We start from the raw sequence: 20,896 nt of genomic DNA on the forward strand, positions 1-20,896 counted from the left end.
CCGCATTGACGCGCAAGGCACGCAGTATAACAGCAAACGTATTCATTCGCGGCATTTGATAAGAAAGCTCATTTTGTGATGACGATCACACATGTTAATTCCTATACTTAATTGCTACTAAAAAATTAACAATTTGGGATGGTGTCTTTTTATGGCAGAAAATAACGCACGATCGCCACGATTACTCGTGACGCTGACGGCCCTCTTTGCAGCACTTTGTGGGCTGTATCTTCTTATCGGAGGTGTCTGGCTGGTTGCTATTGGCGGTTCCTGGTACTACCCCATCGCGGGCCTCGTGATGCTGGTTGTGGCCGGATTGCTATGGCGCAGTAAACGTGCCGCGCTGTGGCTGTATGCCGCCCTGCTGCTGGCGACAATGATTTGGGGCGTGTGGGAAGTCGGGTTCGACTTCTGGGCGCTCACGCCGCGTAGCGATATCCTGGTGTTTTTCGGCATCTGGCTAATATTACCGTTTGTCTGGCATCGGCTGGTGGTTCCTTCCAGTGGCGCAGTGGCGGCGCTGGTCGTGGCGCTGCTGATTAGCGGCGGCATTCTGACCTGGGCCGGCTTCAACGACCCGCAGGAGATCAACGGTACGCTTCGCGCCGACGCCACGCCCACCGCAACAAGTTCGTCGATCGCCGACGAAGACTGGCCGGCCTATGGACGTAATCAGGAAGGCCAACGCTATTCGCCGCTGAAACAGATCACTGCGGATAACGTTCACCAACTGAAAGAAGCGTGGGTCTTCCGCACCGGCGATCTGAAACAACCCAACGATCCGGGTGAAATCACCAACGAAGTGACCCCGATTAAAGTCGGCGATACGCTTTATCTGTGTACAGCTCACCAGCGTCTGTTCGCGCTGGACGCCGCCAGCGGTAAAGAGAAGTGGCATTTTGATCCTCAGTTGAAGACCGATTCGTCTTTCCAGCATGTGACCTGCCGCGGCGTCTCTTATCATGAGGCCAAAACGGATACCGCCTCGCCGGAGGTCATCGCCGACTGTCCGCGCCGCATTATCCTTCCGGTCAATGACGGTCGCCTTTTCGCGGTGAATGCCGAAACCGGCAAGCTGTGTGAAACCTTCGCCAACAAAGGCGTCCTGAATCTGCAAACCAATATGCCGGACACCACGCCGGGACTGTATGAACCGACGTCGCCGCCGATTATCACCGATAAAACGATTGTCATTGCCGGTTCGGTCACGGATAACTTCTCTACTCGCGAAACGTCCGGCGTTATCCGTGGTTTTGATGTTAATGGCGGTAAACTACTGTGGGCCTTCGATCCTGGGGCGAAAGATCCGAACGCGATTCCAGCCGATGAGCACGCTTTTACCTTTAACTCGCCGAACTCCTGGGCGCCTGCCGCCTATGATGCGAAACTGGATCTGGTCTATCTGCCGATGGGCGTGACCACGCCGGATATCTGGGGCGGTAACCGCACGCCGGAGCAGGAACGTTATGCCAGCTCCATCCTGGCGCTGAATGCCACCACCGGGAAACTGGCCTGGAGTTATCAGACCGTCCATCACGATCTGTGGGATATGGACCTGCCGGCACAGCCGACGCTGGCGGATATTACCGTTGACGGTACTACCGTTCCGGTTATCTATGCGCCAGCGAAAACCGGTAATATCTTTGTGCTGGACAGACGTAATGGCGAGCTGGTCGTGCCCGCTCCGGAAAAACCGGTCCCGCAGGGCGCGGCAAAAGGCGATTATGTCGCCAAAACTCAGCCGTTCTCTGATTTAACCTTCCGCCCGAAAAAAGATCTCTCCGGCGCGGATATGTGGGGCGCGACCATGTTCGACCAACTGGTGTGCCGCGTTATGTTCCACCAGTTGCGCTATGAAGGTATCTTCACCCCGCCATCCGAGCAGGGGACATTGGTCTTCCCTGGCAACCTGGGGATGTTTGAATGGGGCGGTATTTCCGTCGATCCAGACCGTCAGGTCGCTATCGCTAACCCGATGGCGCTGCCGTTTGTCTCGAAGCTGATCCCACGCGGCCCGGGTAATCCAATGGAACCGCCGAAAGACGCGAAAGGTACCGGTACAGAAGCGGGTATTCAGCCGCAGTACGGCGTACCGTTCGGCGTCACGCTGAATCCGTTCCTTTCGCCGTTTGGTTTGCCGTGTAAACAACCGGCCTGGGGCTACATTTCCGCGTTGGATCTGAAGACCAATGAAATCGTGTGGAAGAAACGTATAGGGACGCCGCGCGACAGTATGCCGTTCCCGATGCCGGTTCCGGTGCCGTTCAACATGGGGATGCCCATGCTCGGCGGGCCAATCTCAACCGCCGGTAACGTGTTGTTTATCGCCGCGACCGCCGACAACTACCTGCGCGCTTATAACATGAGCAACGGGGAAAAACTGTGGCAGGGACGTTTACCCGCCGGAGGCCAGGCAACGCCGATGACCTATGAGGTAAACGGTAAGCAGTACGTGGTCGTTTCTGCCGGAGGCCACGGTTCGTTTGGTACGAAGATAGGCGACTATATCGTGGCCTATGCTTTGCCTGACGACGCGAAATAACCATTAATGCCCGGCGTATGCCGGGCATTGTGCCGGGTGGCGGTTTCGCCTTACCCGGCCTGCGTCGCAGACATCGATTAGACCGTAAATCCTAACATCATTCCCGTATCTTCATGTTCTAACAGATGACAGTGCGCCATATAGGCATGTTCCTTCGGCGCGTCGTGATCGAACTTGACCAGCACTTCGCTGATGCCGCCCTCAACGCGTACCGTATCCTTCCAGCCCGTTCTGTGCGCCGCTGGCGCTTTGCCATTCTCTGACAGAATACGGAACTGCGTGCCGTGAATATGGAAAGGATGCAGCATCATGTCGCCCACGCCGGAAATCACCCAACGTTCATGTCGGCCTTTTTGCGCCGCGAACATCGGTTTGTTCATATCGAAGACCTGGCCGTTGATAAAGTTAGCGTTATGGAAGTCGAATTTTCCGCCGTGATTCATATTGCCCATCGCGCCATGATTCATCCCGCTGTGATCCATGTTGCCATGATCCATCTCGCCATGCCCCATATTGCCGCCCTGCATATGCGCGTTCATGCTGTCATGATCCATACCGCTCATCGCCTGAGCGCCATATTTCTTCATCAGCATTTGCATCCCCATCATATCAAGGCGCGGATCCATCGACAGTTTCAGGTTGCGCACCGTCAGCCCTTCCAGCAACGGCAACGCCGGCATCGTCGTCAACGTATCCGGCAGCGTACCGGAGGCGGTAATCCGCAGCGGCTGGATACGCATCACCGGATGCGGTTTATCAAACGGAGCGATCGCCATTCCCATCTGGCTGACCGGCAGCGTCACCAGGTCAAAGGCTTTCCCGTCGCTGATATCCACCAGCACTTCAAAACGCTCGCCCATTAATAACGGCAGTTCAGTGACTTTCACCGGCTCCGCCAGCAGGCCGCCGTCGCTGGCGATCACATAAAGCGGGCGATTATCGCTGGCGGCGATATTCAGCGAACGCGCATTACAGCCATTCAGCAAGCGCAGACGTAGCCAGCCTTTCGGCGCGGAATGCTGCGGATAGATAGCGCCATTGGTCAGCAGCGTATCGCCAAACCAGCCGACGGCGGCGGTCATAATATCCAGTTGATAATCAATCTGGCCATCGGCGGAGAAGCGTTTGTCCTGAATGATCACCGGTACATCGTCGATGCCCCACTGTTTCGGCAGGCGCAATTTGCGAATCTCGTCATCTTCAATCAGCACCAGTCCGGCAAGGCCCATCGCCACCTGGCGCCCGGTTTTGCCGTGTTTGTGCGGATGAATCCAGCAGGTCGCGGCGCGTTGCTGCGGCGTAAACGTCACCGTGCGGGTTCCGCCAGCGGGAATAATCCCCTGCGGGCCGCCGTCGACGATGCCCGGAATCTCCAGGCCATGCCAGTGAAGCGTCGTGTCTTCGGCCAGTTGGTTATGGATATCAACGGTCACGCTTTTTCCTTTGTGAAGCTGTACCGCTGGCCCCAGCAAATTACCGTTGTAGCCCCAGGTTGTCGCGTTCTTACCGGCGAATGTCGACTGTCCGGCTTTAACAATTAACTGCATACGGTTGCTCGCATCTGCCGTTAACAGGTCAGGAATAGGCAACGCGGGACGTTCGGCGGCAAAAGCGGCGCGGCTCCACAGCGGCAGCGCTGATGCAACCCCCAGCGCCACTGAATATTTTAAGAAATCACGGCGTAACATAATCATTTCCTTATAATGAACAGGCGGGTGTCTAAGCTTAGACCCTGCCCTAACGGGAAGGTCAAGCCAGCAACACGTCTTTACCGTTCCTGACAGCAATACAACAAGAATGAAAACGCCGCGACCAATCCTGATAATAAAAGTCGTCGCTACGTTCTCAGTATGCTAACGTTGACTTTCCCTGATGCCGTGGTAGAAGCAATGAAGACGTTTTTCAGACCCGTGTTGTTTGGCAGCCTGATGGCCTTATGCGCAAATAGCTATGCGCTTACTGAATCCGAAGCTGAAGATATGGCCGATTTAACGGCGGTTTTCGTTTTTCTGAAAAATGACTGTGGTTACCAAAATTTACCCAACAGTCAGATTCGCCGTGCGCTGGTCTTTTTTGCCCAGCAAAATCAGTGGGACCTGAGTAACTACGACACCTTCGATATGAAATCGTTGGGCGAAGACAGCTACCGCGATCTTAGCGGCATCGGCATTCCGGTCGCTAAAAAATGCAAAGCTCTGGCCCGCGATTCTCTGAGCCTGTTAGCCTACGTTAAATAATCCTCCGCGATCCTATTGCTGAAATAATGACCGTGCATCCACGGTCATTGTTAGCTATGATGTTGCGCCCTTTTTTTACGGGTGTTAACAATGGAGGTATCAGCCAATGGCCGAAAATACGATGTGGCATGAAACGCTACACGACCAGTTTGGTCAGTACTTTGCCGTAGACAACGTTCTGTATCATGAAAAAACCGATCACCAGGATTTAATCATCTTTGAAAACGCCGCTTTTGGCCGCGTGATGGCGCTGGACGGCGTGGTACAGACCACCGAACGCGACGAGTTTATTTATCATGAAATGATGACCCACGTCCCGCTGCTGGCGCACGGTCATGCGAAACACGTTCTGATTATCGGCGGCGGCGACGGCGCAATGCTACGTGAAGTTACCCGGCATAAAAACGTCGAAACCATCACCATGGTGGAGATCGACGCTGGCGTAGTCTCGTTTTGCCGCCAGTATTTACCCAACCACAATGCCGGCAGCTACGACGATCCGCGCTTTACGCTGGTAATCGACGACGGCGTGAATTTCGTCAATCAGACCCATCAGACCTTTGATGTAATCATTTCCGACTGTACCGATCCGATAGGCCCCGGCGAAAGCCTGTTTACCTCCGCCTTTTATGAAGGCTGTAAGCGTTGCCTGAATCCGGGCGGCATTTTTGTCGCCCAGAACGGCGTGTGCTTCCTGCAACAGGATGAAGCGATCGACAGCCACCGCAAGCTGAGTCATTACTTCAGCGATGTCGGCTTCTACCAGGCGGCGATTCCGACCTATTACGGCGGCATCATGACCTTCGCCTGGGCGACGGACAACGATGCTCTTCGTCACCTGTCGAGCGAAATTATTCAGGCGCGTTTTCATGCCGCCGGCCTCAAATGTCGCTATTACAACCCGGCTATTCATGCCGCTGCATTTGCGCTACCGCAATATCTACATGACGCACTGTCCGCACAGTGACGTTAAGGAGGTGATAAAAATTGAAAAAGCTGAAACTGCATGGCTTTAACAATCTGACGAAAAGCCTGAGTTTTTGTATTTACGATATCTGCTACGCCAAAACCGCAGAAGAGCGCGATGGCTATATCGCCTATATCGATGAACTCTATAACGCCAACCGACTGACCGAGATCCTGTCGGAGACCTGCTCCATTATCGGCGCGAACATCCTGAACATCGCCCGTCAGGATTATGAACCCCAGGGCGCCAGCGTCACGATTCTGGTGAGCGAAGAGCCAGTCGACCCGAAACTTATCGACCAAACCGAACATCCCGGCCCGCTGCCGGAAACCGTGGTGGCGCACCTCGATAAGAGCCATATCTGTGTGCATACCTATCCGGAAAGCCATCCGGAAGGCGGGCTTTGTACCTTTCGCGCCGACATCGAAGTGTCAACCTGCGGGGTGATTTCACCGCTAAAAGCGCTCAATTACCTGATCCACCAGCTAGAGTCCGATATTGTCACCATCGATTACCGCGTGCGCGGCTTTACCCGCGACGTCAACGGTATGAAGCACTTTATCGATCATGAGATTAATTCCATTCAGAATTTTATGTCGGAAGATATGAAATCGCTGTATGACATGGTGGATGTAAACGTGTATCAGGAAAATATTTTCCATACCAAGATGCTGCTTAAAGAGTTCGATCTTAAGCACTACATGTTTCACACCAAACCGGAAGATCTCACTGAAACAGAACGCCAGCAGATCACCGCCGCGCTGTGGAAAGAGATGCGCGAGATTTACTACGGCCGCAATATTTCTGCGGTCTGATTCATCACTGACAGCGCCTGACGGCGCTGTCACTCCGGCTGCACCAGCGTTAGCGCAAAAGCGCGCCCTTTCAGTTCAACCTGCGCTGACGGCGGCAGATTGACGTCGGTAATCACGTCATTAAAGCGCTCAAGCGGCACCACATTAAAGAGCGAATGTGCGCCATACTTACTGCTGTCCGCCAGCAACACTTTGCGCTGCGCATTAGCAATAATCTCCTGTTTAAGCCCGGCCTTATCTTCCGTTGGGGTCGTCACGCCCGTTTTTACCCCCCATGAATTACAGCTCATAAACGCGATGTTCGGATACACGCTGCGCAACAGCTTACGCCCATGCTCACCGATACAGGACTGACTGCTGTCATCGATACGACCGCCGACAATCGTCACTTCAATTTGCCGGAACTCAGCTAAAAACAGCGCAATATGCAGATCGACGGTGATGACCCGCAGCGGAAGATGGGTTAAGCATTTCGCCAGCTCCATCATTGTCGTACCGGCATCCAGCACGACGGCATCGCCAGCATTCACCAGCGATGCGGCAACGCGTGCGATCGCCCGTTTTTCAGCGGGCGATCGCAGTTGTTTTTCATTGGTGGTGGGCTGGGCGGGTTCAAAACGCCGCAGCGCCACGCCGCCATGACTACGGCTGATCACGCCCTGCTCATCCAGCTTGATCAAATCGCGACGGATAGTGGCTGGCGATGCGTCAACCGCCTCAACCAGCTGTTCTACCGTAACCAGCGTATGGTTTTTCAGATACGCCACAATGAGATCCAGACGGTGTTGTCCTTTCATAACAGGGAATTATGCCAGTTGCATTGCCAGTTTGATCGATACGGCCATGCTCTCAGATTTTGCTTTTCCCGTCCAGGCGATATCAAATGCGGTGCCATGATCGGCAGAGGTCCGGATAAACGGCAGCCCCGCGGTGATATTCACGCCATCATAAAAACCAAGCAATTTCAACGGGATATGCCCCTGGTCATGATACATCGCCACCACCATATCATACTGCCCCTCATAAGCCTGGAGAAATACAGTATCCGGCGGGCACGGCCCATAAACGTCCATACCTTTTGCACGGGCATCGGTAATGGCTGGCGTCAGGATACGCGTTTCTTCATCGCCAAACAGGCCATTCTCGCCCGCATGAGGGTTCACGCCTGCCACGGCGATACGCGGTTTAACGTAACCCACACGCTTGAGGAAAGTATCAGCAATACCAATCACCGTTTCGACACGTGCAGTACTTAACGTATCAAGGAATTTACGTAGCGCGATATGCGTTGAAACGTGAATCACTTTTAGTTTATCGGTGTAAAGTACCATCGCGTAATCGCGGCTATGGGTCAGGGTCGCGAGCAGCTCGGTATGGCCCGGATAGTTGTGCCCCGCCAGATGCAGCGCCTCTTTATTCAGCGGCGCGGTAGCGATAGCCTGTACGTCGCCCCGTAACGCTAACTCGGTGGCGCGCTTCACGCAGCGATACGCTAAATCCCCCGCCTGCGCCTGAACTTTCCCGGCCTCCAGCGCCTCCGGCTGCGCCAGCGGCTCATCAATCACATGAATGATGCCGGGCGCAAAACGTGCTTCGGCGACCCGTTCAATGGCCCGTAACTCGACGTTCGGCGTGATGCCCTTCGCCTGTAAACGTTTCAACGTTGCGAGGCATCCAATAACCACCAGCGGCGCGCCGTTGAGACCGTCTTCGCTTAGCGCTTTAACAATAATTTCCGGCCCAATGCCCGCGGGATCGCCCATAGTAATGGCAACGGTTTTAGTCTCCACAATACATCTCCTCAATATAATAAAGCGCGTCACACAACGTACTGTCTGAACCGAATCCGCCCGCTTTGGTAATGACCGGCAGATCGTCAATTTCGCTGTTTACAAACGTTCCACAGGGAATACAGGGCGCCACCTCGCTCTGAATGCGATAACCTTCAGCGCCAAGCGCGCCGGCGACGGCGGTAGCGATATCGCCGCCGGTCAGAAACAGCCCGCCAATCCGCGCCTGCTCGATAATGTTTAACGTGACGACGCCAAGCCGCTGGCTCAGTCGCTCGCCCAATTGCTGACGGCTCATCGCGGATTTTTCGCACAGCGCGTCGATTAACTGTCGATCTTCTGCGCGACGGCTGGTGCGTAAAATCGTATGTCGATGCTGACTTAACAGCGCGCAGGCCTGCTCTACGACAGACGCGATTTCCTGTTCCGCGCTATCCGACACCATGCGCGCGGCATCGATATCCACGACCTCCGCACGTCCCCGGCACAGCGCATTATCCACCTGACGTCGCGTGGCTTCGCTCATCGAACCGGCTACCACCAGTACCGGTAGCCGCTGCCGGTCTTGCATAAAAAGTTCAACCGGCAACGCATTCGCCAGACCAGCTGCGCCGACGAGCAGCGGCATCGACGGTTGTTCGCACGCCGCTTGCGCAATCAACGTCAGGTCCCGCTCTTCTACCGCATCCACGACGATAATCCCTTCGCCCTCAGCCGCATAAGCCGTAAGTAAGGCGCTTAACCCGCCGCGTCGGACATCCTGTAAAAAGACTTCATACACAGGGATCTCACTTTGCAACGCCACTATCTCGGCAATACGGGAAGAGACAATGGGCGTTTTCGGATCGCTGGCAAATTCGGTTTCCAGTAGCGGGACGCCATTAACCAGACATTTTCCTTCGAGCGTCGTGCGTCCGGCCGCAGGGATCGCGGCGGCGATAACGGCCAGTTTTCGCTGACTGGCGCGCATGGCCGCCGTCACTTCGGCGCCGATATTACCGCGAAATGTGGAGTCGATTTTTTTGTACACCAGCGGCGCTGGCGATGTCTCACACCACGGGGAAAGCGCGGCATAAACGGCAGATGCCGCCTGATCTGCGGGCATCGCCCGGCTTTCGGTGTTAATGACTAACACATCGGCGCGGCGGGACGGTTTTTGCGACGCGCTCAACATGACTTCCGTTCTCGCCCCCTTCTTCGCCAACTGGACGCCGGTATCATTCGATCCGGTAAAATCATCGGCGATAACTATCATTTTCATGCGTTTTTCTCCAAAGAAGCCTGACGCGCCTGTTTTTTCGCAACCCAGGAGGTCAACACTGGCGTCAGGATTGCCGTGGTGATCACCGAGGCGGCAATCAGCGGAGCGGCAGCAGCGGCCACCTCGGCGAGCGAAGGGTCGGCCTGCGCAATAGCCAGCGGCGTCGCAACGGCATTACCCGCGGTGCTGGAGGCCGCCGCCCCGGCAATGCCAGTTCCGCCAACCAGACGATCTGCGCGAATATTAAAGAAACCGCCAACGAACGTTGTCAGCACGCCGAGCAGAATTCCGGCAAGTCCGCCTTGTAGTAACATTTCCAGATTGATGCCCGCCCCCAGCGCAAAAGCAAAGAAAGGAATGAGCAGCGGGCCGCCTTTGGTCAAAAAATCGCGCATATGAGGATCAAGATTGCCGAGGATCATGCCGACAACCAGCGGAACCAGCACCGCCACCAGCGCCATAATGGGAATGTTCGCCATCCCTGCCGCGCCCAGCGCAATCATCGTAAAGAAAGGGCCATCATTAAGAGACAAAATAGAGATAGCGCCGACGTCGCGCTCATTGCCGAATTCGCCTACCAGCGCAGCATAAAGTCCGCCATTCGAATTGCTCATCGCCGCGATAATCGCCACGCCGCTCAGGCCAAAAATACCCTCCGCGCCGAAAAGATGCTCCACGCCCAGGCCAATGCCGATGGCGACAAGCAACTTGGTGAGCGTAATCGTCCCGCCCTGCAATAACGCCTGGGGCGCAGCTTTCACACTGATACCGGCTCCCATACACAGCAGAAAAGCGCCAATTAGCGGCGCCGCGCCGTTTTTAAATAAGGCGGTGGTAAAACCGCCGATCTCAAGCGCCTGCGGGGCGAAGGTGTTAATGACTGCGCCAATAACGAGCGGTACGACCATCATGCCGCCGGGTACGCGCTCTATTGCTTTTTTGATGTTCATGGTCTTACCGCCTGTTGCTTGTTGTGATTGAATAAAATCATAACGATTATATTCAATCAAATTAAGATCACGAACGCGTCAGATCACAGTTTTAAAATGATTAATAAAAATCAAAAAATCATTCTGCTATAAAAAAGCCGGGATACTCCCGGCTGGAATGTGTGGTGATTTCGTTTCCACTACCGCCCCCAACTGTCCGTCGACTGGCGTTGCGGGACAATAACGAAGAGAGGGTCAGGCTTTACTGACGAATTCCCGATACGCGGCGACGACCCGCAGAAAATCCTCCATGCCGCACAGGGATAAACTCTCTTCATCGTAATAACTCATCCCCTCTTCCATCTCATCGCCGGAAAAATCCAGCTGATTGGCGCGAATCATCACTTCTTCGCCGTCTATCCAGATCGTGTACTCATGCCCCGCTCGTTGCCAGGAACGTTCGCTGCCTTTGACCGTACGCGCGGCTTGTTCTACTTCATCCAGTAGCGAGAGGTTGTCTTTAACCTCTTCATTAAACCAGTGACCGACCACCTCGTGGCCCATCGACATTCGTACCAAAACCCGTCCGGTCACATCGCGCAGAAATTCGTAATCCATAATGTGTTCCTCTGCAAAGCCCTTACAGTCATTATCGCAGCAGCGGAGAAGAAAAAAAGCGGGAACAGCAGGCGGAATGAAAATAAAAACCCACCGCAGTTGCGATGGGTTTTGTAGGCCCGGTAAGCGTAGCCGCCACCGGGCAATAAGAGGCGTAGACATGGTAAGCCTGACGCCGTCAGGCAAATTACACCGCAGTCTGGAAAATCACGCCGTCCGCTTTCTCGGTGTACTGAGAAAGCTGGTCAAAGTTCAGATAACGGTAGGTATCTACCGCTGTTTTATCCACCTGCGCCACATAGGTCTGATACTCTTCCGGCGTCGGCAGTTTGCCGATCAGCGCTGCCACCGCCGCCAGCTCCGCAGAAGCCAGGAAGACGTTCGCACCGGTACCTAAACGGTTCGGGAAGTTACGGGTAGAAGTGGAAACCACCGTTGCACCGTCAGCCACTCGCGCCTGGTTACCCATACACAGGGAACAGCCAGGGATCTCAATACGCGCACCGCTCTTCCCGAACACGCTGTAGTAGCCCTCTTCCGTGAGCTGCGCGGCGTCCATACGGGTTGGCGGCGCTACCCACAGGCGGGTTGGCAACTGGCCTTTGTGGCTATCCAGCAACTTACCGGCAGCACGGAAGTGGCCGATGTTGGTCATGCAGGAACCGATGAACACTTCGTCGATCTTCTCGCCCTGCACGTCAGACAGCAGACGCGCGTCGTCCGGATCGTTCGGCGCACAGAGGATTGGCTCTTTGATATCCGCCAGATCGATGTCGATCACCGCCGCGTATTCCGCGTCGGCATCGGCTTCCAGCAGCTGCGGGTCCGCCAGCCATTTTTCCATGCCCTGGATACGACGTTCCAGCGTACGACGGTCGCCGTAGCCTTCCGCAATCATCCACTTCAGCAGGACGATGTTGGAGGTCAGGTATTCAACGATCGGCTCTTTGTTCAGCTTGATGGTACAACCCGCAGCGGAACGCTCGGCGGAAGCATCGGTCAGCTCAAACGCCTGCTCGACTTTCAGATCCGGCAGACCTTCGATTTCCAGGATGCGGCCAGAGAAGATGTTTTTCTTGCCTTTCTTCTCAACGGTCAGCAGGCCCTGTTTGATGGCGTACAGCGGGATGGCGTGGACCAGATCGCGCAGGGTGATGCCCGGCTGCATTTTGCCTTTGAAGCGCACCAGCACCGATTCCGGCATATCCAGCGGCATCACGCCGGTCGCGGCGGCAAACGCCACCAGACCAGAACCCGCCGGGAAGGAGATACCGATCGGGAAACGGGTATGGGAGTCACCGCCGGTACCGACGGTATCCGGCAGCAGCATACGGTTCAGCCAGGAGTGGATCACGCCGTCGCCCGGACGCAGAGAGACACCGCCGCGGTTCATAATGAAGTCTGGCAGCGTGTGGTGCGTGGTGACGTCAACCGGCTTCGGATAGGCTGCGGTGTGGCAGAAGGACTGCATCACCAGATCGGCGGAGAATCCCAGACAGGCCAAGTCTTTCAGCTCGTCGCGGGTCATCGGGCCGGTCGTATCCTGAGAACCGACGGAGGTCATTTTCGGTTCGCAGTACGCGCCCGGACGGATACCTTTCACACCACAGGCGCGACCGACCATTTTCTGTGCCAGCGAGAAGCCACGGCTGCTTTCCGCCACGTCTTTTGCCTGACGGAAAACGTCTGAGTGCGGCAGCCCCAGCGCTTCACGCGCTTTGGTGGTCAGGCCACGGCCGATAATCAGCGGAATACGACCACCGGCACGCACTTCGTCAATCAGCACGTCGGTTTTCAGTTCGAAGGTTGCCAGCAGTTCGCCGGTTTCATGATTGCGTACTTCGCCTTTGTACGGGTAGACGTCAATCACATCGCCCATATTCAGGTTAGAAACGTCAACTTCAATCGGCAGCGCGCCCGCATCTTCCATGGTGTTAAAGAAGATAGGCGCAATTTTGCCGCCGAGGCACAGACCGCCGCCGCGCTTGTTCGGCACGTTCGGGATGTCATCGCCCATGAACCACAGCACGGAGTTGGTCGCGGATTTACGGGAAGAACCGGTGCCCACCACGTCACCCACGTAGGCCAGCGGGTAGCCTTTTTTCTGCAATGCTTCGATTTGTTTGATGGGGCCGACAACGCCTGGCTGATCCGGCTCAATGCCTTCACGGGCGTTTTTCAGCATCGCCTGCGCATGTAACGGGATATCCGGTCTCGACCACGCATCCGGCGCCGGAGAGAGATCGTCGGTATTCGTTTCGCCGGTCACTTTGAAAACGGTGACGGTGATTTTTTCCGCCAGCGGCGGACGGCTCAGGAACCATTCGGCGTCGGCCCAGGATTGCATCACCTGTTTGGCGTATTCATTGCCCGCTTTGGCTTTCTCTTCTACGTCGTAGAAGTTATCGAACATCAGCAGGGTGTGGGACAGCGCTTTGGCCGCAATCGGCGCCAGTTTCACATCGTCCAGCGCATCAATCAGCGGATGAATGTTGTAACCACCCTGCATGGTGCCCAGCAGTTCAATGGCTTTTTCTGGGGAGACCAGCGGGGAGGTGGTGTCGCCTTTCGCGACAGCAGCGAGAAAACCGGCTTTAACATAAGCGGCTTCATCTACGCCAGGAGGAACGCGGTTGATCAACAGGTCTAACAGGAATTCTTCTTCGCCCACAGGCGGGGTCTTCAGCAGCTCGACAAGCGCAGCCATTTGGGTTGCGTCTAAAGGTTTTGGCACAATCCCCTGGGCAGCACGCTCAGCTACGTGCTTACGGTATTCTTCTAGCACGACGATATCTCCTCGCTCTCATTGTCATAATGCGGCGCTTTTGTTGATGGGCGATTCTCTTCACGCTCCTGTGAGACAGTAGTTAGTAGGGTAAATGCCCGGTACCGCATAAGGCACAATAACAGGATTTTCTTTAAGTGTTAATCTGTTTACAAAAAAGCAACATAAAAAAGTGGCTGAATCGTTAAGGATGGTCTAATGCTCTACTGAGACGGGAGCTGCAGCCATAAATGCTTATCTCATTTCGTGCTTTGATCGTCACGTAACGTTACCGATCCCAACATTAGCTAAAAATTAAACTATCGTCCCTTTATACTCACGCGAAACTGCACCCCGTCGGCGGCAGGCATAATGACCATAGCGATTCTCGGGAATCGGGAGAGATAAAATGACGTTGCCCTTTAAACCCCATCTCATTGCCCTTGTGTGCAGTGCCGGGTTATTTGCCGCTTCGGGCGTACTGTATGTTAAAAGCCGCGCTCCCGAAGCGCCCGCGCAGGCGGCGACTCCCGCCCCTGAGCAAACGCAGACCGCTGTGCCCGCGCCTGTCGCGAAAACGACCTTTACCACTGCGCAAATTGATCAATGGGTCTCGCCTGTCGCGCTTTATCCCGATGCCCTGCTTTCTCAGGTGCTCATGGCCTCCACCTACCCGGCGAACGTGGTTCAGGCCGTCCAGTGGTCGCGGGATAACCCCACGCTGCAAGGCGATGCCGCTATTCAGGCGGTGGCCAGCCAACCGTGGGACCCCAGCGTCAAATCGCTGGTCGCCTTTCCCCAGTTGATGGCGCTTATGGGCGAGAATCCGCAATGGGTGCAAAACCTGGGCGATGCGTTCTTAGCCCAGCCACAGGATGTGATGGATGCGGTGCAAAGGTTGCGTCTGCTCGCTCAACAAACCGGTTCGCTAAAATCAACGCCGCAGCAAACCGTCACCAGCGTGCCGAAGTCCAGCGCTTCTACCGCCGTCACGACGACAACAACCACCACCACATCCGCCAGTACGCCAGCGACACCGTCGACCGTCATCAAAATTGAACCCGCGAATCCGCAGGTGGTGTACGTGCCGAACTATAACCCCGCGACGGTGTATGGCGCCTGGCCCAATACCGCTTATCCGCCGGTGTATTTACCGCCCCCTCCGGGGCAGCAGTTTGCCGATAGTTTTGTTAAAGGTTTTGGTTATAGTCTGGGCGTCGCCACCACCTATGCGTTGTTCAGCAGCATAGACTGGGATGACGACGATCATCACCACCATGACGACGACCATCATGATGATGATTACCATCATGGTGGTAACGGTTATCAACATAATGGCGATAATATCAACATCAATGTCAATAATTTCAACCGGATATCCGGGCAAAACCTGCCGGGCCAAACGATGGGCTGGCAGCATAATCCCGCCTGGCGCAATGGCGTCCCCTATCCGAATAATACCGTTGCGCAACGGTTCCATCCCACCAATGTTAGCGGCGGGTTAAGCACAACGCAGCAAGCGCCAGTGTCTCGCGACAGTCAGCGCCAGGCGGCCATGACGCAATTCCAACAGCGCAGCCATACGGCGAACGCTTCTTTGCCAGCGCCAGGCACCCGCGATGCCCAGCGCAAAGCGGCATCGCAGCAGTTAAATCAAATTGCCCAGCGTAATAATTACCGTGGCTATGACGGAACACAAAACAGCAGTCGTCGCGAGGCGGCGCAGCAGACACTGAATAAATCCACCACGCAGCAGCATCGTTCCGAGCTGAAGGCTAAAGCCCAGCAGCACCCTGTTTCACAGCAGCAGAGAGACACCGCCCGCCAGCGTATTGAATCCTCTACGCCGCAGCAGCGTCAGGCATTTCGCCAGAATATGCACGCCAATGTGTTTAGCGGGAACGACAGTCGATCGCCGTCATGGCAATCGCAACAGCTACGCGGCCTGGAAAGCCGTCGCGGCAGTCACTTAAACACCGAGCAACGCGCCGCCGCGCGGGAACATTTTTCTGAACATCATGAATTTCATCGCCGTTAACCGGAGCAGATAATGAAAAAGGTTATGTTAAGCGCTCTGTTACTGTCGTTACCCTTGCTGGGCTACGCGCAGGAACGGTTCCCCTCCCCGGAAGCGGCCGCCAGCGCCTTCGCCGCGGCGGTAGCCGGAAAAAACGAAACGCAGCTTACCGCGCTACTGGGCGATGACTGGCGGCAATTTCTGCCGCCGGAAGGTGCCGATCCCGAGGCCGTGGCCCGCTTCAATCGTGACTGGCGCGAAGGCCATCGCATTGTACAAAAAGACAATACGGCGCACCTGAATGTCGGACGAGAAGACTGGCAGCTCCCGGTGCCCATGGTGAAAGAGACTGGCGGCTGGCGCTTTGATATGGCGGCAGCCGGAAATGAGATCCTCACCCGTACTATTGGGCGAAATGAACTTTCTACCTTACAGGCCATGCATGCTTACGTTGATGCGCAGCAGGACTATTACTTACAAAACCATCGCTGGGCGCACAGGATAATCAGTAGCGAAGGCCAAAAAGATGGCCTGTACTGGCCAACCAAAGCAGGCGACGTCCCCAGTCCGTTAGGCCCAAACTTTAGTCCCGCAGCGCCAGACGAGGGTTACCACGGCTACCATTTCCGTATTATCAGCGATAACGACGGTCACGGCGCGGCGCTTCTGGCCTGGCCGATGCATTACGGCGAAACCGGGGTGATGAGTTTTATGGTCAACCAGGACGATCGTATTTATCAGGCGGATTTAGGCAAGGAGACGGAGAGTAAAGTTCAGGCTATCACGCGTTTTGCGCCAGACGCGCAGTGGCAGGTCGCCGAATAACCCGTAAGCGCCTGGCGTTATCGCCAGGCCGTGATCATTAGCCCTGATGCGGCATCAATTCCGGGTGGCCTTGTACCGGCGGCTTGTTGCTGGTCAGCGCGGCTTCATCAGCCTGAATGCTGCCGGAATTGGCCGCCCATACGCCTTCATGCGTGTGGGTGATCTGCTGATGCTGCGCATTCAAATCCTCGCCCATTGCCGCAATATGCGTGCTTTCCGTACCGCCGCTGTTAGTCGCCCAGGGGATGACGGGATCGCTGGCAAATGCCATGCCGGAAATCAAGGTCGCAGTTAGCGCTGCTGTTGTCAGAAAAAGTTTCATATATCAAACCTAATAATTAGCTCTATATTATTTTATAGCGTTACTAGTTTCAGGGGGATGACAAAGTAAGGAGAGGTATTTCTTACGAAACAATTAGTTGGTCGAAAATGACAGACAAAGGCACTACCGACGGCATAAGATTTGAAAAACGTACTGCTGCGGAAAAGATAAATTTTGCGGTTTCGTTATCCTTCGCCATCATTTGACACATCTGATTTGCCATGCATAAAAAAAGCGGCTGTAAAGCCGCTTTTCTGTATCGGGTGGCGCATTGCCACCTACAGAAGATTATTTCTTCTTCGCTTTCGGGTTCGGCAGGTCGGTAATACTACCTTCGAACACTTCAGCAGCCAGGCCCACGGACTCATGCAGAGTCGGGTGAGCATGGATGGTCAGCGCGATATCTTCCGTGTCACAGCCCATTTCGATCGCCAGACCGATTTCACCCAGCAGCTCGCCGCCGTTGGTGCCGACAATCGCCCCGCCGATCACACGGTGAGATTCTTTGTCGAAAATCAGTTTGGTCATACCGTCTGCGCAGTCAGAAGCGATAGCACGGCCAGAAGCTGCCCACGGGAAGGTGGCGGTTTCATAGCTGATGCCTTTTTCTTTCGCTTCTTTCTCGGTCAGGCCAACCCATGCCACTTCTGGCTCGGTGTACGCGATAGACGGGATAACTTTCGGATCGAAGTAGTGTTTCTTACCGGCGATAACTTCAGCGGCAACGTGACCTTCGTGAACGCCTTTGTGCGCCAGCATCGGCTGACCGACGATATCGCCGATAGCGAAGATGTGCGGCACGTTGGTGCGCAGCTGTTTGTCCACGCGGATAAAGCCACGGTCGTCAACTTCCACGCCTGCTTTGCCCGCGTCGAGGTTTTTACCGTTCGGCACACGACCGATCGCTACCAGAACCGCATCATAACGCTGCGCTTCAGCCGGGGCTTTTTTGCCTTCCATCGAAACGTAGATACCGTCTTCTTTCGCTTCAACGGCAGTCACTTTGGTTTCCAGCATCAGGTTGAATTTCTTGCTGATGCGCTTGGTGAAGACTTTAACGATGTCTTTATCAGCCGCCGGGATAACCTGGTCGAACATTTCAACCACGTCAATCTCTGAACCCAGTGCGTGGTATACGGTACCCATTTCCAGACCGATGATACCGCCGCCCATGACCAGCATACGCTTCGGCACTTCTTTCAGTTCCAGAGCGTCGGTAGAATCCCATACGCGCGGGTCTTCATGCGGAATAAACGGTAATTGGATCGGACGAGAACCTGCCGCGATGATCGCGTTGTCGAAGTTGATCACGGTTTTGCCGTTTTCGCCTTCAACTTCCAGGGTGTTCGCCCCGGTGAATTTACCCAGACCGTTGACCACTTTCACCTTACGGCCTTTGGCCATACCCGCCAGACCGCCGGTCAGCTGCGTGATCACTTTCTCTTTCCAGGTACGAATCTTGTCGATATCGGTTTTCGGCTCACCGAAGACGATACCGTGTTCAGCCAGCGCTTTGGCTTCTTCGATAACTTTTGCTACGTGCAGCAGCGCTTTAGAAGGGATACAGCCGACGTTCAGACAAACACCGCCAAGGGAGTTGTAGCGTTCTACAATTACGGTTTCCAGACCTAAATCAGCGCAACGGAAAGCGGCAGAATAGCCTGCCGGGCCCGCCCCAAGTACCACGACCTGAGTTTTGATTTCAGTACTCATCATGACCTCTTTATTTGTATCCGGCGGTCCGGGGTACTTGATCGCCCATCATCCACCGGGTCGTTCTATCCGCCCGTATCTTACAAAATTGTTAACAATTTTGAAACAACAAACGGATCACGAATTATCGCTTTCGCTAATAACCTCACAAAATACATGAGATTATCAAAAAAAAGCCGGCCGTCGGGCCGGCTTTTTCGCTTACATCACCAGACGGCGAATGTCAGACAACATATTGTTGATAATGGTAATGAAACGCGCACCATCAGCACCATCGATCACACGGTGGTCGAAGGAAAGAGAGATAGGCATCATCAGACGCGGCACAAACTCTTTCCCATTCCACACCGGTTCCATCGCCGACTTAGAAACGCCGAGGATAGCCACTTCCGGCGCGTTAACAATCGGCGCGAAGTGGGTAGTTCCCAGACCGCCGATGCTGGAGATAGTGAAGCAACCACCCTGCATTTCGCCAGCGGTCAGCTTACCATCACGCGCTTTTTTGGAGATGGTGGTCAGTTCACGAGACAGCTCGGTCACGCTCTTCTTATTCACGTCTTTAAAGACCGGAACCACCAGGCCATTCGGAGTATCAACCGCCACGCCGATGTTGATGTATTTTTTCAGGGTCAGACGCTGACCGTCTTCAGACAGCGAGCTGTTGAAGCGCGGCATCTGTTCCAGAGCAGCGGCAACCGCTTTCATGATGAAGACCACTGGCGTGTATTTCACATCCAGTTTGCGCTTCTCAGCTTCGGCGTTCTGCTGTTTACGGAACGCTTCCAGATCGGTGATATCGGTTTTGTCGAAGTGCGTAACGTGCGGGATCATCACCCAGTTACGGCTCAGGTTCGCACCAGAGATTTTCTGGATACGACCCAGTTCGACTTCTTCAACTTCACCAAACTTGCTGAAGTCCACTTTCGGCCACGGCAGCATACCCGGGATACCGCCGCCCGCAGCAGCCGGTGCAGCTTCCGCGCGTTTGATAGCGTCTTTCACGTAAGCCTGAACGTCTTCGCGCAGAATACGGCCTTTACGGCCAGTCCCTTTCACTTTCGCCAGGTTGACGCCAAACTCGCGCGCCAGACGGCGAATCAGCGGAGTAGCGTGAACGTACGCGTCGTTTTCAGCGAACTCAGATTTGCCTTCCGCTTTGGCAGCCGGGGCAGCAGGCTTCTCAGCTTTCGCCGCCGGAGCCGGCGCCGCCGCTTCCTGTTTAGCCGGAGCGGCCGCAGGCGCTGCGCCTTCCACTTCGAAGACCATAATCAGCGAGCCGGTTTTCACTTTATCGCCGGTGCTGATTTTGATTTCTTTCACGGTGCCCGCGAACGGCGCAGGCACTTCCATAGAGGCTTTGTCGCCTTCCACGGTGATCAGCGACTGTTCAGCGGCAACTTTATCGCCGACTTTGACCATCACTTCGGTGACTTCAACTTCGTCGCCGCCGATGTCCGGTACGTTAACGTCTTTCACGCCCGTCGCTGCTGCTGGAGCAGCCGCAGCCGGAGCGGCTTCCGCTTTCGCTGGTGCTGCTGCGCCTGCTTCACCCGCCACTTCGAAGACCATAATCAGTGAGCCGGTAGACACTTTATCACCGGTGTTCACTTTGATCTCTTTCACGGTGCCCGCGAACGGCGCCGGCACTTCCATAGAGGCCTTGTCGCCTTCGACGGTGATCAGCGACTGTTCAGCTTCAACGGTGTCGCCCACTTTCACCATCACTTCAGTCACTTCAACTTCGTCACTGCCGATATCCGGAACGTGAACGTCTTTCGCCGCTGCCGCAGCAGGTGCTGCTGCCGGAGCCGCTTCTTTCTTCTCTTCTGCCTTAGCAGGCGCAGCGTCAGCTGCACCGTCGGCGGAATCGAAAATCATGATAAGTGCACCGGTCTCAGTTTTGTCGCCGACAGAGACTTTGATCTCTTTCACGACGCCAGCCTGCGGAGACGGGACTTCCATAGAGGCTTTGTCGCCTTCTACGGTGATCAGCGACTGTTCAGCTTCAACTTTGTCGCCCACTTTGACCAGAATCTCGGTGATTTCAACTTCATCTGTCCCGATGTCCGGTACTTTGATTTCGATAGCCATTATTC

The 20,896-nt window shown here is 55.0% G+C and carries 16 protein-coding genes; 6 read left to right on the forward strand and 10 right to left on the reverse strand.

Features of this window, described 5'->3' with window-relative positions; all coding sequences use genetic code 11:
* The first annotated feature begins 151 nt into the window (after positions 1-151).
* Positions 152-2,542: a glucose/quinate/shikimate family membrane-bound PQQ-dependent dehydrogenase gene (locus tag J4685_RS15495; protein WP_000829740.1), complete on the forward strand. Its 2,391-nt coding sequence runs from the start codon at positions 152-154 to the stop codon at positions 2,540-2,542.
* Positions 2,543-2,619: 77 nt separating this feature from the next.
* Here the strand turns inward: J4685_RS15495 and cueO are convergent, their stop codons facing one another.
* A complete protein-coding gene (gene cueO / locus J4685_RS15500; RefSeq protein WP_000946054.1) occupies positions 2,620-4,230 on the reverse strand; it encodes a multicopper oxidase CueO in 1,611 nt (536 codons plus the stop codon).
* A 201-nt stretch (positions 4,231-4,431) separates the two neighbouring features.
* Here cueO and J4685_RS15505 point away from each other — a divergent pair, with 201 nt between their 5' ends.
* The 3 genes from J4685_RS15505 to speD all read left to right on the forward strand — a co-directional run bounded on the left by J4685_RS15505 (position 4,432) and on the right by speD (position 6,561).
* Complete coding sequence (locus tag J4685_RS15505) at positions 4,432-4,779, forward strand: YacC family pilotin-like protein (protein ID WP_000846613.1); 348 nt, start codon at positions 4,432-4,434, stop codon at positions 4,777-4,779.
* A 106-nt stretch (positions 4,780-4,885) separates the two neighbouring features.
* On the forward strand, positions 4,886-5,746 hold the full coding sequence (gene speE, locus J4685_RS15510) for a polyamine aminopropyltransferase (protein ID WP_000829966.1): 861 nt from the start codon (positions 4,886-4,888) through the stop codon (positions 5,744-5,746).
* A 20-nt stretch (positions 5,747-5,766) separates the two neighbouring features.
* Positions 5,767-6,561, forward strand: coding sequence for an adenosylmethionine decarboxylase (gene speD / locus J4685_RS15515; protein ID WP_000734294.1), 795 nt, complete (start codon positions 5,767-5,769; stop codon positions 6,559-6,561).
* A gap of 29 nt (positions 6,562-6,590) precedes the next feature.
* Here the strand turns inward: speD and J4685_RS15520 are convergent, their stop codons facing one another.
* The 6 genes from J4685_RS15520 to acnB all read right to left on the reverse strand — a co-directional run bounded on the left by J4685_RS15520 (position 6,591) and on the right by acnB (position 13,944).
* Entirely contained in the window at positions 6,591-7,358 is a 768-nt protein-coding gene (locus J4685_RS15520; RefSeq protein WP_000678254.1) for a DeoR/GlpR family DNA-binding transcription regulator, read from the reverse strand.
* A gap of 9 nt (positions 7,359-7,367) precedes the next feature.
* Positions 7,368-8,351 carry a D-threonate 4-phosphate dehydrogenase gene (locus J4685_RS15525; protein ID WP_000448745.1) on the reverse strand — a complete coding sequence of 328 codons (984 nt, stop codon included), beginning with the start codon at positions 8,349-8,351 and terminating at the stop codon, positions 7,368-7,370.
* Positions 8,341-9,612, reverse strand: coding sequence for a D-threonate kinase (gene dtnK / locus J4685_RS15530; protein WP_000782192.1), 1,272 nt, complete (start codon positions 9,610-9,612; stop codon positions 8,341-8,343). Before dtnK ends, J4685_RS15525 begins: the two co-directional genes overlap by 11 nt.
* A complete protein-coding gene (locus tag J4685_RS15535; RefSeq protein ID WP_001022089.1) occupies positions 9,609-10,562 on the reverse strand; it encodes a 2-keto-3-deoxygluconate permease 1 in 954 nt (317 codons plus the stop codon). The genes dtnK and J4685_RS15535 overlap by 4 nt, the downstream gene beginning before the upstream one ends.
* Before the next feature lie 234 nt (positions 10,563-10,796).
* On the reverse strand, positions 10,797-11,159 hold the full coding sequence (gene yacL, locus J4685_RS15540) for a protein YacL (protein WP_000384313.1): 363 nt from the start codon (positions 11,157-11,159) through the stop codon (positions 10,797-10,799).
* Between the two features lie 187 nt (positions 11,160-11,346).
* Positions 11,347-13,944: a bifunctional aconitate hydratase 2/2-methylisocitrate dehydratase gene (acnB, locus tag J4685_RS15545; RefSeq protein ID WP_000888968.1), complete on the reverse strand. Its 2,598-nt coding sequence runs from the start codon at positions 13,942-13,944 to the stop codon at positions 11,347-11,349.
* Positions 13,945-14,332: 388 nt separating this feature from the next.
* Between acnB and J4685_RS15550 the strand changes: the two genes are divergently transcribed.
* Positions 14,333-15,961: a DUF3300 domain-containing protein gene (locus tag J4685_RS15550; protein ID WP_000174540.1), complete on the forward strand. Its 1,629-nt coding sequence runs from the start codon at positions 14,333-14,335 to the stop codon at positions 15,959-15,961.
* Between the two features lie 12 nt (positions 15,962-15,973).
* Positions 15,974-16,765 (forward strand): DUF2950 family protein, encoded by a 792-nt coding sequence (locus J4685_RS15555; protein ID WP_000757452.1) that lies wholly within the window; start codon positions 15,974-15,976, stop codon positions 16,763-16,765.
* A 37-nt stretch (positions 16,766-16,802) separates the two neighbouring features.
* Here J4685_RS15555 and J4685_RS15560 read toward each other — a convergent pair whose 3' ends face one another.
* From J4685_RS15560 to aceF, 3 genes are all read right to left on the reverse strand, one after another.
* Entirely contained in the window at positions 16,803-17,087 is a 285-nt protein-coding gene (locus J4685_RS15560; RefSeq protein WP_000765363.1) for an outer membrane protein, read from the reverse strand.
* A 288-nt stretch (positions 17,088-17,375) separates the two neighbouring features.
* A complete protein-coding gene (gene lpdA, locus J4685_RS15565) occupies positions 17,376-18,800 on the reverse strand; it encodes a dihydrolipoyl dehydrogenase (RefSeq protein ID WP_011232969.1) in 1,425 nt (474 codons plus the stop codon).
* 201 nt (positions 18,801-19,001) lie between these two features.
* Positions 19,002-20,891: a pyruvate dehydrogenase complex dihydrolipoyllysine-residue acetyltransferase gene (aceF, locus tag J4685_RS15570; RefSeq protein ID WP_000963594.1), complete on the reverse strand. Its 1,890-nt coding sequence runs from the start codon at positions 20,889-20,891 to the stop codon at positions 19,002-19,004.
* Positions 20,892-20,896: the final 5 nt, after the last annotated feature.

The sequence above is a fragment of the Salmonella sp. 32100201201700099SM genome, from assembly GCF_017572645.1.
GTDB lineage: Bacteria > Pseudomonadota > Gammaproteobacteria > Enterobacterales > Enterobacteriaceae > Salmonella > Salmonella enterica.

Excerpts from the sequence above, each read along its gene's own strand:
- J4685_RS15495 (WP_000829740.1), top strand. The coding sequence starts at position 152 with ATGGCAGAAAATAACGCACGATCGCCACGATTACTCGTGACGCTGACG.
- cueO (WP_000946054.1), bottom strand. The coding sequence starts at position 4,230 with ATGTTACGCCGTGATTTCTTAAAATATTCAGTGGCGCTGGGGGTTGCA.
- J4685_RS15505 (WP_000846613.1), top strand. The coding sequence starts at position 4,432 with ATGAAGACGTTTTTCAGACCCGTGTTGTTTGGCAGCCTGATGGCCTTA.
- speE (WP_000829966.1), top strand. The coding sequence starts at position 4,886 with ATGGCCGAAAATACGATGTGGCATGAAACGCTACACGACCAGTTTGGT.
- J4685_RS15520 (WP_000678254.1), bottom strand. The coding sequence starts at position 7,358 with ATGAAAGGACAACACCGTCTGGATCTCATTGTGGCGTATCTGAAAAAC.
- dtnK (WP_000782192.1), bottom strand. The coding sequence starts at position 9,612 with ATGAAAATGATAGTTATCGCCGATGATTTTACCGGATCGAATGATACC.
- J4685_RS15535 (WP_001022089.1), bottom strand. The coding sequence starts at position 10,562 with ATGAACATCAAAAAAGCAATAGAGCGCGTACCCGGCGGCATGATGGTC.
- yacL (WP_000384313.1), bottom strand. The coding sequence starts at position 11,159 with ATGGATTACGAATTTCTGCGCGATGTGACCGGACGGGTTTTGGTACGA.
- J4685_RS15550 (WP_000174540.1), top strand. The coding sequence starts at position 14,333 with ATGACGTTGCCCTTTAAACCCCATCTCATTGCCCTTGTGTGCAGTGCC.
- J4685_RS15555 (WP_000757452.1), top strand. The coding sequence starts at position 15,974 with ATGAAAAAGGTTATGTTAAGCGCTCTGTTACTGTCGTTACCCTTGCTG.
- J4685_RS15560 (WP_000765363.1), bottom strand. The coding sequence starts at position 17,087 with ATGAAACTTTTTCTGACAACAGCAGCGCTAACTGCGACCTTGATTTCC.
- lpdA (WP_011232969.1), bottom strand. The coding sequence starts at position 18,800 with ATGAGTACTGAAATCAAAACTCAGGTCGTGGTACTTGGGGCGGGCCCG.
- aceF (WP_000963594.1), bottom strand. The coding sequence starts at position 20,891 with ATGGCTATCGAAATCAAAGTACCGGACATCGGGACAGATGAAGTTGAA.